The sequence below is a fragment of the Bacteroides sp. MSK.20.82 genome (assembly GCF_019052485.1).
Classification (GTDB): Bacteria; Bacteroidota; Bacteroidia; order Bacteroidales; family Bacteroidaceae; genus Bacteroides; species Bacteroides thetaiotaomicron.
In genome coordinates, this window is record NZ_JAHQUN010000139.1 from 1 (window position 1) to 638 (window position 638).

Sequence of the window (638 nt, forward strand, 5' to 3'; positions counted from 1 at the left end):
GGCGCAAAGATGGACATATTTATGAAAATACGCAAACAAAAATGAAATTAATTTCTTAAAATGAATCAAAAGTCGGCATAACATACGGAAAATGACAATATCCGTGTTATGTCTTTTTTTATTCCAATTTATGAAAAACCCCTTCACTTCTGCCTTATTTCCTGAATACCAGTCCTCTTCCGATGTTTTCGTTGAAAAAAGTTCCCTTTTCTGCTTGCTCTATGCTTGTTCGTTACCTAAGAAGTAACGGATAAACATGGGGTAAAAAAATATGATTTTAAGAAAAAAGAAATCACTCAATGCTGGGCCTATTAATGGGACAGGGGAAGGCGTAGCACACTCAAAACGCTGGTATGTTGCTTTGGTTCGGATGCACCATGAAAAGAAGGTTTCCGAGCATTTGGACAAGATGGGAATCGAGAATTTCGTTCCCGTTCAACAGGAACTTCACCAATGGAGCGACCGTCGTAAGCTGGTCACTTCCGTCTTGCTTCCTATGATGGTGTTTGTACACGCCGATCCTAAGGAACGCATGGAAGTCCTGAGTTTTTCTACTGTCAGTCGTTACATGGTGATGCGCGGTGAGAGTAGTCCTGCTGTAATTCCTGACGAGCAGATGGCTCGTTTCCGTTTCATGC

At 41.5% G+C, this 638-nt stretch carries 1 protein-coding gene; it reads left to right on the forward strand.

Going from position 1 to position 638, the window contains the following annotated elements; translation table 11 throughout:
- Positions 1 to 271: 271 nt before the first annotated feature.
- Positions 272 to 638, forward strand: a 367-nt coding sequence (locus KTR07_RS28175; RefSeq protein WP_217315584.1) for a UpxY family transcription antiterminator, incomplete at its 3' end; no start/stop codon positions are given.